The 12,913-nt window shown below is 40.1% G+C and carries 9 protein-coding genes; 2 read left to right on the top strand and 7 right to left on the bottom strand.

All coding sequences use genetic code 11. From position 1 onward, the window contains the following. Positions 1 to 2: 2 nt before the first annotated feature. Positions 3 to 989, top strand: coding sequence for an alpha-E domain-containing protein (locus QOL76_RS15800; RefSeq protein WP_283413942.1), 987 nt, complete (start codon positions 3 to 5; stop codon positions 987 to 989). A 108-nt stretch (positions 990 to 1,097) separates the two neighbouring features. Here QOL76_RS15800 and QOL76_RS15805 read toward each other — a convergent pair whose 3' ends face one another. The 7 genes from QOL76_RS15805 to QOL76_RS15835 form a co-directional block, all read right to left on the bottom strand. Continuing rightward, complete coding sequence (locus QOL76_RS15805; RefSeq protein ID WP_283413943.1) at positions 1,098 to 2,234, bottom strand: AEC family transporter; 1,137 nt, start codon at positions 2,232 to 2,234, stop codon at positions 1,098 to 1,100. Positions 2,235 to 2,249: 15 nt separating this feature from the next. Continuing rightward, entirely contained in the window at positions 2,250 to 3,422 is a 1,173-nt protein-coding gene (locus tag QOL76_RS15810) for a pyridoxal phosphate-dependent aminotransferase (RefSeq protein ID WP_346771416.1), read from the bottom strand. Positions 3,423 to 3,467: 45 nt separating this feature from the next. Next, positions 3,468 to 3,911, bottom strand: coding sequence for a hypothetical protein (locus QOL76_RS15815; RefSeq protein ID WP_283413944.1), 444 nt, complete (start codon positions 3,909 to 3,911; stop codon positions 3,468 to 3,470). Positions 3,912 to 3,946: 35 nt separating this feature from the next. Further along, the gene (locus QOL76_RS15820; protein ID WP_283413945.1) at positions 3,947 to 5,407 is read right to left on the bottom strand and encodes a SusD/RagB family nutrient-binding outer membrane lipoprotein; all 1,461 of its coding nucleotides are present in this window, start codon (positions 5,405 to 5,407) and stop codon (positions 3,947 to 3,949) included. Positions 5,408 to 5,527: 120 nt separating this feature from the next. Next, entirely contained in the window at positions 5,528 to 8,998 is a 3,471-nt protein-coding gene (locus QOL76_RS15825) for a SusC/RagA family TonB-linked outer membrane protein (protein WP_283413946.1), read from the bottom strand. Between the two features lie 204 nt (positions 8,999 to 9,202). Continuing rightward, positions 9,203 to 10,117 carry a FecR family protein gene (locus tag QOL76_RS15830; RefSeq protein ID WP_283413947.1) on the bottom strand — a complete coding sequence of 305 codons (915 nt, stop codon included), beginning with the start codon at positions 10,115 to 10,117 and terminating at the stop codon, positions 9,203 to 9,205. A 215-nt stretch (positions 10,118 to 10,332) separates the two neighbouring features. Continuing rightward, entirely contained in the window at positions 10,333 to 10,950 is a 618-nt protein-coding gene (locus tag QOL76_RS15835; protein ID WP_283413948.1) for an RNA polymerase sigma factor, read from the bottom strand. Positions 10,951 to 11,366: 416 nt separating this feature from the next. Between QOL76_RS15835 and QOL76_RS15840 the strand changes: the two genes are divergently transcribed. Next, complete coding sequence (locus QOL76_RS15840; RefSeq protein WP_283413949.1) at positions 11,367 to 12,635, top strand: PepSY-associated TM helix domain-containing protein; 1,269 nt, start codon at positions 11,367 to 11,369, stop codon at positions 12,633 to 12,635. Positions 12,636 to 12,913: the final 278 nt, after the last annotated feature.

Here is a 12,913-nt window from a genome sequence, read left to right on the forward strand (position 1 = left end):
ATATGCTAAGTAGAGTAGCGAATAGTATTTATTGGCTGGGTAGATACCTGGAGCGTGCGGAGAATTATGCGCGATTTATTGATGTGAATTTCAATCTGATGCAGGATCTTCCTGTAGATCTCAAGGAGCAGTGGCATCCACTGATCGCTGCTACTGGAGATTTGGCTCTTTATGAGAAAAAGTGTACTGGCTACGAAAGAAATCAGGTTTTATTCTTCTTAGGGTTTGATGCCGAGAATCCGAACTCAATGCTCTCAACTATTAAGAATGCCCGTGAGAATGCCCGTATAATACGGGAAAATCTCAACAAGGAGACTTGGGAGAAAGCCAATGAACTTTATTATATGATGCAGGAAGGCTTGGAGAAAAAGGTGTGGAAGAAAGAGGATCCAAGGCCATTTTTTGAAAAGGTTAAAAACCAAATCTTATTGATTTACGGGATTGCTGATAGTAGTGTGGCGAGGATTGAAGGCTGGTATTTCAGGCAACTAGGGCAATATCTTGAGCGGGCTGACAAGACTTCTAGGATTTTGGACGTGAAGTATCACATTCTTTTGCCTGCAGATCAGCAGGTAGGGACGCCTCTCGATTTCTTGCATTGGATGGCATTGCTGAAATCTGTCACCGCATTCAATACTTATCGGAGATTGTATGGAAATATTGAATCTGCCAATGTTGTAGAGTTTTTGGTCCTGAATAAATATTTCCCTAGATCTATTTACTACTGTATTAAAGAAGCAGAGAAATGCCTGCACAATATTTCCGGAAATTTAGGCGGAGGATATATGAATTCCTCCGAGAAGGCAATTGGCGAATTGCGTTCGAAGCTAGAATTTGCAGAAGTGGGAGAGATTATTGGTTTTGGACTACATGAATATCTCGATAGTCTTCAATTGAAAATCAATGCGATTTCCAATAATGTAGATTCTAATTTCTTCACCATCAGAGATAATCAAAATCACCAAAACCAAACCCAATCACAGAGTTGATAGGTTCTTTGTAAAAGCATAGCCAAATAGTATAAAAAATGCCCCAGCAATTTGCTAGGGCATTTTTGATTAGTAGACCTATCGGTTATTCTATTAACCTACATCGTATTATTCAACTGAACTGTCTTTAAGCACTTTTTCTCTCAAATTTTCAAAACTGAAATCTGCGTTTTTGACTACTTGAATTGCCTTTGGAATCAACGCGGTTCCAACTAGCAGTCCTCCTATGGAGATGACGTGTAGTGGGGATGTGAAATAGCTCCCTGATGTAAAAACACCTAGAATCAACAAGGTGCTGTACGGCATAGAAACTGCTAAAACGTTGATACCAAGATCAAGGTCAAAGGTAGGATTGCCTTTTTGAGATTCATTTTCATACTCAAGCTTTCTGATTGCGGACATGTGTGCAAAAGGCCAAAAACTAACGGCGCTTTGAGGAAATACTACAGCCAGTAAGACTGCGGCCTCAGAAGGCATTGGTACAAGCCAGATGAATAATCCGCTAAGTAAGAAGGTGAACCCTGCCCTAAAGGTCAGGATAGATGAAATCATTCGTAGCTGGTCCCATTTGAAGATCACTGCTATCCCGATGAATAAGAGGACAAGCGGGGTCATCATGTCTTTCATCATAACAATGGATGAGCTAAGGAATGCTGGCATACTTTCCATATTAAATCCAAAGCTAAGTAATCCAATGGCGACTAAAATCACCAGGTTTATTGGCTCGCTTACCATAGCTAGAAGTAATTCTTTTACCTTTTGCCCATTAGATTTAGCCTTGAGTTGTTGGTTTTTGTAATACCAAGACATTGCTAACAAATAGGCTAGAACTAAGACGAATAACTTGTTGCCAATGTCAGCAAGTGCTGCCCAAGCCAGTACATCGTCTCCTAGATATTCTACAATAAATGGGAAACAAGTTAACCCTGGTGCAAGAGAAGGGAGAAGCAACATCAGTGTTCGCATAGCCGGACTATCTGCCTTGATACCAAAGAATGGTAGCGAGAACTTGGTAATGATGATCATCACAATATTAAAAACCAATGCCAATACCGGAAGAATTAGAAGGTCCGGGTTGATTTCGATTTTCAACAAAGCCACAAAAATCATTGCCGGTAAGGCGATGTTTAGAATTATGGTTTTTAACCCTTTTTTCTGATCCTCATTTTGTAGTTTTTTCTGGAGAAAAATCCCAATAACTATTAATAGAATCAGCGATAGAGTCTTCTGAAGTGCAATACTCATACGAATTTTTGCTTACTAGGCTGTCACTTTTTTGAAAGCGTCTACGAAAATTTCCATTTCCTCTTTTGTGCCCATGCTTACTCGGCACCATGGTTTGTTGTCGATATTGAATACTCGAATACCTACTCCGCTATCGTACATACCTTTCATGAATGGTTGTCCCTCCATACGTAGTGGGAAGATCATAAAGCTGGTTTCTGAAGGTATAATATCATACCCAAGAGACGCGATTTCACCTTTAGTGTACTCTCTGCATTCGGTGTTCATTTCTCTACAACTCGTAATAAATCCAGGATCCTTTAAGCTTGCAATAGCCCCATTTAAAGAAGTGACGCAAAGTCCCATTGTACTTCTTACTTTCGACGTGATGCTTTCAATACGCTCTGGAAGTGCTACCATGTAACCGATTCTTAAGCCGGCCATTCCATGGACTTTAGAGAAGGTTCTGGCGATGATTACATCTTTGCCTTCAGCTACGAGTCCTACCATGGAAGATTCTTCAGGCTTTTGAAGGAATTCTAGATACGCCTCATCCACGAAAACAGGTGTTTTTTCAGAAACAGTCGAACAGAAAGCTTTGAGTTTCTTGGCGTCTGTGATGGAGCCTGTCGGGTTGTTTGGGTTGCAGATGTAGACAAGGTTAGTCTCTGAGTCAACGGTTTTAGCCATAGCATCTAGGTCATGCTGAAAGTCACCCGTTAATAGAGAAGGCTTCCAGGTGGCTCCTAGTTTCTGCGCGGTATTCATCAAGGACATATAAGATGGATCTGCAGATACCACGTTACCGCCATTCATGAACTGTACGAATGCAACTTTTTCCAGAATATCTGATGAACCTGGAGATAGCATGATGTGATCAGGTGTCACGCCTTCTTTCTCGGCAATCATATCGATGAGTACTTTTGCTTCTCCATGTCCATACCTATTGCCTAAGGAAATAGAGTCAGAGATGGCTTTAATTACTTTAGGTGAAGGCCCATAAGGATTTTCATTTGCATTTAACTTGGCAACTATCCGTGCTTCATTGTATTTAAACAAAGGGATGTGCTCATTTAGAATAGAGTCTGGCTGATATGCGGCCAATGCTTTATTTTTTGGTAGTGCAAAAGCTGGAGCGACAGCCATTGTTCCCATTGCCATTAGGCTGGATTTGATCCAAGTTCGTCTGTTAATAGAGTTGTTTATCATGATTTAATAAGGTTGTTGAATGATTTTTTGATGTTATTAAAAGTGTTAGTTGACTCTTATGGTGTGGTATTTTCTAAATGGAACATTTTTGTAAGTTCCTGCGAATTCTAATCTGACAGAATTTCCGCTGGAAGCCTCGGAGAGCCCCAAATCAGCCCAAGAGACTACCAAATCAGCTGCGCCATCAGTGCCGGTTACTAGTCTGGCCACTTCATTCGTATTGTTGATGAATACCGCGATATCTAGATTTGGAACAGGTATAGAATCTATACCTTTCGTATGATCCAGAATATTGGTCTTATCCAGTTCCAAAAATTTGGATCCTACGGTGACAGGTGAGGTTGCCCCGAAGGAAGTTCCTTCGAGTAGGATTAAAACCGGAGAAGCTACATTTGGTGTTACCAAATCTTCTGCTTCCACACAGGATTGAGAGAAAGCAAGGGTGATGAAAGCTGCCGCTAGTAAGTATATGTTGAATGACTTTTTCATAAGAAATTGAATTGAATGATTAGAGGTTGATTTGGTTATTCTACCCACCAAAGTGGAGTTCTCATGTTGTCAGATCCGCCAAGTTTGCTGACACCTTCGTCCAGATTAGTCTTATTAAGGGAGTATTCTGAAGTAGGGTATTCGATTCGGGTAGGCAGTACACCTTCGTTGGAAAAGACCGAGCTAGGATGGGGAGCAGACATCACTGGATAGCCTGTACGACGATATTCATTCCATGCTTCAACTCCCTGCCCGAAAAGAGCAATCCATTTTTGAGTCATGATACTCTCTTTGGTTACTCCGCCTATTCGGCTCATGTAATCACTTGGCATGGTTAGACCTTGCTGATGGAATGATGCTTTGATCGCGCTTTCAAGAAATGCTGAGGCATCACCTTCTATATCCCCATCTAATGCAGCCTCTGCTTTGATGAATTCCACCTCAGCATAGGTCATTAGTACACTAGGAGCCGTAGGGTCCAAATATTTTAGTCCAATTCGCGAAGCGTTGAAGGTGCCAGCTGCTGCATCTGTAAGTCCATTTGGCAATCCAGCATAGGTACCATCGTCCAATGGTTGCGCATAAACAGTGATTCTTTCGTCATCAAGTTCAAGTAGCTTGTTGATGAGTGTAGTACTGATATTCCAGTCTGAGCGAGTTGAGAATACATCAAACATTTTGTTTCTGCTTCCAATTACATCGAAATGAGTTAGTTCGGCCGCTTGGGCGTTGTTTTCGATAATTGGGTATTTTACAGGATCAGATAGAATCTGAGTCATAATAGCACTAGATTCTGCAGGTTTTTTAGCTGCCTGTCGGTTTGCCATTCTCAAAGCGAGGGAATTCGTAAAACGTTTCCATTTCATGATATCCCCATTAAAGAGGATGTCTCCAACAACAGCTGGTCCCGATGTGGAAAGGAGATCGTTCGCCTCCATTAAATCAGCTAAAATTCCAGCATAAACTTCCTCCATTGAATCGTATGCAGGAGAGTTAATGGCTTCTTCTGCTGTTCCTTTTAGGGATTCAGAATAGGGTATTGGGCCAAATACATCCGTCAGGTATGCAAATGAGAAGGATTGCATTGTCATTGCTATTCCTAAGTAGTTGGCATTTTCATATTCTGCTCCGGCGGCCGTTAAGGATTTAACCCGTTCGAAATTGATCAGCGATTCATTATATATACTATTCCAGGTGCCTGAAGAAATGGTAAGTGGTATTTCATAGCTGTCTCCTTCTGCATTGATATAGATGTTTCTGGATAGATGTTGGATCCAGCACATAGCGGCATCTATATTCAGTCTCTGGTATCGGGTGCTGTGCCCCCAGTATCTGTCTACTACTACTTGTATGGCATTTGGCAGAAGTAGAGAAGGGGAAATAGAGACAGGATTGTTAGGGTCGGTGTTGATTTCTTCAAAATCCTTGGTGCAGGACGAAAGCGTACCAAAAGAGAGAAGAAGTATGGCGATGGTTGATTTATATAGTCTTTTCATGTGTTTATTATTTGATGTTTTTGGCCACATGGAATCTCACATGGTAAATAATAATGTCTGTTGATGACGTCTGAGTCATGTTTGATTTCATGATAAGTTCTTTATAGGTAGAGAATTAGATCAGAATGTCACGTGAAGATTGAATCCCAGATTTCGGGTAGAGGGCATTTCTCCATAAGAAAACCCTTGACCGTTCCCACCTTTGTCATCAACTTCTGGATCCATGTGGGGATGGTTTTTATATAGCATCGCCAGATTTCTTCCTACAAATGATAGCTTCATTGTTTGTATGAACTTATTGCCCAGGAAGTTTTTTGGGAATACATATCCCACAGACAGTTCACGGAGTTTTACATAAGTCCCGTCAAAAATTCCCGATTCGTGGTACGTTCTCGGATTTTGGGAATTCCAGAATGTTCCCGCGCTAGCAATGACATCATTTGGTACATAAACTGGTTCTTCTGAAGTGCCTATATTCTTGACACCTTGGCCTATTACACCTTCTTCTCTACCAATAGCAGTTTCAGCATATTGTCCTGTTTTTCTGGCAAGACCAGTTCCTACATCGAAAATATCTCCGCCCATTTTCATGTCAATCAACATGTTGAGCTCAAGTCCTTTGTAAGCGAATGAGTTGCTCCATCCACCGATCCAGTCGGGCTGTATATTGCCTAAAATGTGAGTTCCGCTTTCCAAAACTGGCAGGCCATTGTTATAGATGATTTCTCCTTCTGGACTGCGCTCATATCTTCTTCCATAAAGCGTACCATATGGCTGACCCACTCTTGCTTCGGACGTCAATGAGTTTTGAGTTGCTAAAATGTAGTTTTCCAAACCTTCAGCTAGTTCAACCACCTTATTCCTGTTTCTCGCAAAATTGAATGCGGAATACCAGCTAAATCCGGATGCAGTATTGATTGGAGTAGCATTAATTGTCAGTTCTATCCCTTGGTTTGTGATCTCACCTGCATTAAGAATTTGGCTGGAATACCCTGAAGCTGTAGAGATAGATACTGCTAAGATTTGATTGACAGTAGATTGATGGTAATAAGTGAAATCAATGCCGGCTCTTCCTTCAAAAAACCTCAAATCTAAGCCTACCTCTTTTCCAGTGGTGATTTCAGGTTTTAATGTTCTATTAGCTATTTCATTAGATTCAGCATAGGTAGGGGTGGTGCCTGCCCACAGTCCTTCTGACGAATAAACTTGATTTAGGAGGTATGGATCGGCGTCATTACCAACTTGTGCTATACTCCCTCTTATTTTTGCAAAGGATAGAATGTCTGACTGAACATTGAAAATATCTGTCAAAACAGCACTCAACGCCACCGATGGATAGAAGAATGAGTTGTTGTTAGTCGGTAAAGTACTAGACCAATCGTTTCGACCCGTTACATCAAGGAATAGGTAATTGTTGAATCCAAATTGGGCGGACCCGAAGACACTATTCACTACTTGTTTTCTGATGGTGCTAGATGGCGTGACCGGGCTAGCGTAATTGCCTAAGTTGTAAAGCCCATCTATCGTGAGCTGTCCTACATTCACCGAAGTGCTTTTGTAGTTATTTACTCTATTGTTTGCTCCAGCTTGGATTTTCAAGGAAAGTCTTGGAAACAAGTCTTTGTCAAATGTCAAGATAACATCACTATTGGTTTCCTGACTGTTTAGAACGGATTCAGTGTAGGAGCCAAATCTTTTGACATTGTTTTTGAAACTTTCAGCGCTGTTGATATTTATGCGCGTATCAGACCAGTAATCAGTTCCTGACCTTGCCATGATGCTGAAATGCTCATTGATGTCATAATTTAGTGCGATACTACCTACTAGGCGATCTTTTTCATTAGAGCTAGGTAGATACTTCTGGTTGAAAAAGGGATTTGAAAAGTATTCATGTTGCCAGTTAGCATAAGGGTAATCGTCTCCTGGTCGGAAGGTTTGTCTTTGGATATCATAGTAATCTTCCCAGTTTTTCAGCTTGGTGTAATCCGTATGTCTGTGGGCCCAGATAAAGTCCTGGCTACCTGTAAAACCTCTATTGTCTGATCCTGATTTTATATATTCTGCATTTACACTCATTTGAAGTTTAGGGACGAACTTATAAGAAGTGTTCAGTTTGAAGTTGTTTCGGTAGTAATCATTGTCAGCCATGATACTTGTCTGATCTAATCTTCCAATTGCTACCCGAAAGCTTCCTTGGTCATTTCCTCCGGAAAGTGCGATTGTATTTGTTACGCTTTGCCCAGTCTCCCAAAAATCTTCCCAGTTGTTAGGCTGTGGAAGCAATGGAACGCGTTCGGGAGCTGAATACCAAAGAGGAACTAAACTGCCATCCATTGGGGCTCCCCAGCTTTCATCTACACCCGCGGTGCCTCTTATCCCATCCGCATCAAAACCGTTTCTTCCGTCTACATACCAAGTTCTATAACCGGAACCTCCGCCATACGTATTCTGAAAATTTGGTTTAACTAAGGGATTGTCCATAGTCATATTGCTATTGAACTCTATACCTATCCCTTTCGAACCAGCTCCGTTTTTAGTAGTGACCATGATGACACCGTTTGCAGCACGTGAGCCATACAATGCGGCAGCTGTAGCGCCTTTTAGGATAGTCATTTCCTTGATGTTGTCAGGGCTGATTTCAGAAAGTCCATTTCCGTATTGCCTGCTGGAGGTCTGCTCCAGCGGTACTCCATCTACTACAACAAGTGGTTGATTATTACCCGCCACAGAGGATGAGCCTCTAATAACTACATGTGCACCACTTCCAGGCATAGAGTTGCCTGTCACTTGTACTCCGGCGACTCTACCAGAGAGGCTGTTTGCCACATTAGAAGGACGTGATTCAGTGAGAGCACTACCATCTACGCTTTGAGTGGAATAGCCTAAGGCTTTTTTATCTCTTTCCAGTCCAAAAGCCGTTACTACTACTTCATTTAGTGCTAAATCAGATGATGCTAATTCGATGGTGAACATTGATGTTGACCCCACTGTTATTTCCTGAGTGGTAAACCCAATAAATGATACCATAAGGATAGGATCTTCTGTTTCGTCAGTCAATGTGAGTGAGAATTTCCCATCTATATCAGTGACAGTTCCGTTCATCGTTCCTTTGATCAAAATACTGGCTCCAGGAATGGGAACTTGATCATCGTCTAATACAACACCTTTAATGGTTCTTTCAATATTCTGAACAGTAGCAGTGGGTATTTGATAGCTAAAGTTGTTTGCAGGTGCTATGGGTGCTTGAGTTTGTGAGGATTCTAACATGTAAAAGTCTCCAGCACCTTTTCTGAAATTTATCTGACTTCCTTTCAGGATACGTTGTAAATTTTCTTCCGCAGTAAGCTTCGAATTTATAGCTGCAGGAATTTTTGTGTAAGGATCAACAATTGAAGTAGGGTAGGCTATAGAAATAGCATAAAGATCTTCGAGTTCTTTGAGCGTTGATTCTAGGTTTTTATTTTCCGACTTCACGTTAAAAGTTGGACCTTTAGCGAATTGTGTGAGATTTTGGCCTTGTGCAGAGATTGGGAGTGCCAGCACTCCTGTTACCCCGGCAACCAATAGATAACGGGTAAATTTGATGAGCATAGATGAATAGGTTAGTGGTTAGAATGATTACTCGCGTTTATTTTGGGCTAATTGCTGATCATTCAATCCCTTGGGTATGGTTACTACCTAGGATTCACTAGTGCACTTTTTGAGCTTTGGGTTTTAGGCCTAAAGCTTTTGCTCGAACTTAATTTTCTATGGTATTCGGTTTGCTTGCGATCCGGCCGAAAGGCAAGCGGTATTCTATTGTATTCTGATTAAATTTTTGTCAAGGTTGATTTTTGTATTGAAAAGCACTTCGATATTATTGATCACTTCATTGGGATTATCGGTTAGCGGTAAGCTTCCTGAAATAAGTTGGTTGGTCGGTGGTATTTTTTGATCAATTAATTCCAAATCATATAATTCAGTCACCACTCCCAGGATGTCTTCTAGGCTTTCGTTTTGCATGCGAAGCTTACGATCCTGCCAGGCAAGAAGTCTTAGAGGGTCAGGGACTGTTTTACTTTCTATATGATTCTTCTCTAGGTTCAGTTTTATTGTTTCTCCTGGTAATACCATTCGATTTGTCTCACCTTCTTCTCCCTGATATCCCAGTTTCACACTTCCTTCAATTAGTGTCAGTTTGTGAATAGGGTGTTGGTTTTTAAAGTTAAATTCAGTTCCAAAGACTTCAACCTCTATTACTTTACCTTCATTGATCAGAAATCTTTTTATGTCGTCATTTTTTGCAATGTCAAAATATGCCTCACCGATTAAATCCACTTTTCTTTCAAAACCATTTATCCAACTATAGCTATAGGAAAGTAATGAGTTGGAATTTAGTAAAGCGGTAGATCCATCAGGTAAGGTGATTTTCAACGTTTCGTTTGATCCTGTTTTATATAGTATCACTTCTTGTTTTACCGCGTGCCATAGTCCAAAGCTTAGTGCAATTAGAAGTAAAAACGAAGCAGCAATTTTTGAAAAGTGAAGTATTTTCCTTTGTTGTATGGCTTTTTCCTCTCGTCTTCTGATTCCTGACTTTATTCCTACTAGTATTCTCTTTCTCAGAGCCTGTTGTTCTGCCTCATCTAGTTGGTCTAAATAGTTCGATTCATGAGTTGTGTTAGACTCTGAATTTTCATCTTGAAATATTTTGGAATTGTTTTCCATCATGAATTTCGTGTTATACTATATATGTCAATTCACACATAATTATCCTCTATTCACAAGTGAAAAAAAAACCAAGTTTTTTAAAAAAATACATTTTTTGGTGCTGCTTAGGTAAAAATAGTACCCTGATGTAATATTTTTTACAAAAGTACCTTTTGCGGTTTTTGGCTAGAAAAATCTAAAAATGATAGCGTTTGGGCTGTCTTCAAAGGAATAGGCTAGGGGATAAATACTGGCATCAGTAATTCAAAAAGTGGATCTAAACCAACATAAAATAAAACAGCCGTGGTGTGTTCTCTAAGGCTAATGCGAAGATCTTTCAAGGCTCTCATGAGATGCTTCTCCACTGTGCTCACGGATATTTCCAGGTTTTGGGCGATCTCATTATAGCTTAGCCCTTTGTTGAATCGAAGTTTATAAACTTTTTGACGTTGGGGAGGAAATCCGCCTACCACCTTTTTGATATTGGATTTCAGGTCGTTGTAAAGAATTTTTTCTTCTGCTGATGAAGTTTTTTGTTCTCCTTTGGATTTTTCCTTTTCGGTAAACTTATCCCGGATGCTTTGCGACTTGTATTGGTTTATGATACGGTAATTTACCGAGGTGAATAAATATGAGGTGAGAGAGGTGTGGATTTCCAGTTTTCTCCTTTTTGACCAAAAATCAATAAATACTTCCTGAACAATGCCTTCAACTATTTCTTTCTTACCGAGTTTCTTGAAGCCAAAGTTGAATAGCTTTTTCCAGAAAAGATCATAAACTTCAATGAAAGCTGATTCATCATCATTTTTAATCCTTTCAACTAATTCTCGTTCGATTATTTCTTTATCTGACATGGATGATTCAGTTGATAACTGCTTTGATAGAATTGATAGTTTTTTAAATATGTGGTTAAAAAAAATCAATAAAATCTGATATATGCTGTCAAATTATCAATTAGTGGTTTTATAATGAACATAAATGACAATTTTTTTTGATAAAAAATTAAAAACAGGGTTTGAACTTACTTGTCGCTCATGTAACTAAATTCGCTCCTTAATAAAGCCTTGTAAATCAGGAATGTAAATGTTTAAGGAAGTTTGAGTATAAAAAAAGCATTGCCTTGTGACTTAGGTTATCTCAATTGCTTGCCTTTAGGAGATAAATCCTGAAAAATATTCTTGTGTTTTCTTTAGATTAAATCTAAATAATAAAATTCTTTTTTTATTTTTGCCACAGAATCAAGACTTACTTCCTTAGAACGCACCATTTTATGCAAGCAAAAAAAACTTCTGCCTGGAAAAGTATCCGTAATATTTTTGATCAAGTTCACCTGTACGCCGGATTGATTTCCGGATTGGTAGTGATTGCAGTGTGTCTTAGCGGTACTATTTATGTGTACAATACTGAAATCCGGGAGTTCATGGATTCAGAACTATACTTTGTGGAGCAAGCCGGTGACCGTTTGTCTGCAGATGAATTGAAAAGCGCGGTTGAAGCCAACTCTGCGTCCAACGTCGTGGGATTGATGTGGAATGAAGATGCAGATCGCAGTGTACAGTTTACTTTGAAAAAAGAGGGGGAAGAGGGTAGAGGAAGTACTTTCTATGTAAATCCATATACAGCAGAGATTTTGGGTAACAGTTCGGATAAAACTGCTACTTCGGAATTTATGGGCTATATGTTCAGTCTTCACAGATGGTTGTTGCTGGATAGGATAGAGGAACCCATTTTGGAAAGTATGGGTAATCGTGACCTGGGCAGGTTTATTAATGGTGTGGCAACCTTGCTCTTTCTCCTTGGTGTAATTACTGGAATTGTGATCTGGGTGCCTAATAAAGTGAAAAGCTGGAAGCAAGGATTAAAAATCAAATGGTCGGCTAACTGGAAGCGTGTAAATCATGACCTTCATAATACACTGGCATTTTATTCACTGATCTTTCTTTTTATTATGGGAGCTACCGGTCCTTTCTGGTCCTATGAATGGTATAGAGAAGGATGGCAAAAGACTTGGGATATCTATCAGGAGCCCCCTGCCAAAGGTCAGGCTGCTGGTGGCGGAAGAGGAGCAGAAGGGCGTGGAGGAAATGAGCCTCGAAAAGAAGCGGAGATTGAAAGTGCTGTTGCTCAGGTTTTGTCCTTGGAGGATATTTTTGCAAAAACTAACACAGAGCTTCCTTACCCCGGAAATATCCGAGTTTCATTACCTTCAAAACCTTCTGATCCTATCTCTGTAAGTAAGTATAGAACAGGTTTTTTTGCCAGAGCAGGTGCAGATCAATTGAAACTATCAGCTGCAGATTTATCGGTGACAGAGGCCAATTTATTTTCAGATTTGCCATGGCGTCAGCAGGTGGGACGATCTGTAAAATCCCTGCATGTAGGAGATATCTTTGGTCAATTTTCGAAATTTCTATGGTTTGTAGCTTGTTTGATTGCAACCTCGCTTCCAATTACAGGAACCTTGATCTGGTGGAATAAGCGAAAGAAAAAACCATCCAAGAAAAAGCCGGCTCAACCAAGAGTTGCTGAAATGGCATAAGCTATTGAAGACCTTCTGAGAATGGAAGGTCTTTTTTATTTTTTACCACGGTGTGCACGGAGGTTTCGCTGAGGGCGCTACTTAATATTTTCCTGCACCTTCAGAAGCTGGATGTAATGTGGGGATTGATATTTTGAAAATCCCATTTTCCCCTTTAAAAAAGGGGGAATCGCCAATAATGATCCTCAGTCGTCGCTCTATAAATACCAATTATAGAGCTATTGGAAAAACTTTAAGACAATCTTAAGCAATAGAATTACTTGACATAGATTGATTTT

The organism is Algoriphagus winogradskyi (assembly GCF_900182815.1).
In the GTDB taxonomy this organism is placed as follows: domain Bacteria; phylum Bacteroidota; class Bacteroidia; order Cytophagales; family Cyclobacteriaceae; genus Algoriphagus; species Algoriphagus winogradskyi.

Excerpts from the sequence above, each read along its gene's own strand:
- QOL76_RS15805 (WP_283413943.1), bottom strand. The coding sequence starts at position 2,234 with ATGAGTATTGCACTTCAGAAGACTCTATCGCTGATTCTATTAATAGTT.
- QOL76_RS15820 (WP_283413945.1), bottom strand. The coding sequence starts at position 5,407 with ATGAAAAGACTATATAAATCAACCATCGCCATACTTCTTCTCTCTTTT.
- QOL76_RS15835 (WP_283413948.1), bottom strand. The coding sequence starts at position 10,950 with ATGTCAGATAAAGAAATAATCGAACGAGAATTAGTTGAAAGGATTAAA.
- QOL76_RS15840 (WP_283413949.1), top strand. The coding sequence starts at position 11,367 with ATGCAAGCAAAAAAAACTTCTGCCTGGAAAAGTATCCGTAATATTTTT.
- QOL76_RS15830 (WP_283413947.1), bottom strand. The coding sequence starts at position 10,117 with ATGATGGAAAACAATTCCAAAATATTTCAAGATGAAAATTCAGAGTCT.
- QOL76_RS15815 (WP_283413944.1), bottom strand. The coding sequence starts at position 3,911 with ATGAAAAAGTCATTCAACATATACTTACTAGCGGCAGCTTTCATCACC.
- QOL76_RS15825 (WP_283413946.1), bottom strand. The coding sequence starts at position 8,998 with ATGCTCATCAAATTTACCCGTTATCTATTGGTTGCCGGGGTAACAGGA.
- QOL76_RS15800 (WP_283413942.1), top strand. The coding sequence starts at position 3 with ATGCTAAGTAGAGTAGCGAATAGTATTTATTGGCTGGGTAGATACCTG.
- QOL76_RS15810 (WP_346771416.1), bottom strand. The coding sequence starts at position 3,422 with ATGATAAACAACTCTATTAACAGACGAACTTGGATCAAATCCAGCCTA.